The sequence below is a fragment of the Caldalkalibacillus salinus genome (assembly GCF_016745835.1).
Lineage (GTDB): Bacteria > Bacillota > Bacilli > Caldalkalibacillales > JCM-10596 > Caldalkalibacillus_A > Caldalkalibacillus_A salinus.
In genome coordinates this window covers 1-438 of the sequence record NZ_JAERVL010000064.1, presented here as the reverse complement: position 1 = coordinate 438, position 438 = coordinate 1, and the positions used below count along the sequence as shown (strand labels likewise).

The following is a 438-nucleotide window of genomic DNA, read 5'->3' as shown; positions in this document are numbered from 1 at the left end:
TCACTAGCATTGCATTAATTAAGTTTGAACATTCATAATACAAAAAATGTTCAGATTTTCTTTCTTATTAAACTAAAAAATCCTTTACAATGGATGTACAGGTGGTTTCCTGTCCAAATCCAAAGCAAAGGATAAGCCTATGGACAAGAATACCTTAATTTCATCATTTGGTAAATGGGTAGATCCCATTAATATGTTACATTTTCAAGAAAAAGTTGATGAACTGCAGCAAGACAAATATGTGAAAAAGCTGACAACGAAAGCTTATCTCCTCCTTCTACTTCATGCTCAGCTGCATGGAAAAGAAAGTTTGGGTGCCATCTCCGATGGCTTGCTTGACGAAGACTTTCAAAGTGTGCTTGGGCTTGATTCCATTAGTGCCTCACAATTATCTCGGAAGAATAATGAAGTAGATACATCACTGCTAGCAAAGTTGTT

At 35.8% G+C, this 438-nt stretch carries 1 protein-coding gene; it reads left to right on the top strand.

Annotated elements, in window-relative coordinates; translation table 11 throughout:
• Positions 1–139: 139 nt before the first annotated feature.
• Positions 140–438, top strand: a 299-nt coding sequence (locus JKM87_RS17680; RefSeq protein WP_202081794.1) for a DUF4372 domain-containing protein, incomplete at its 3' end; no start/stop codon positions are given.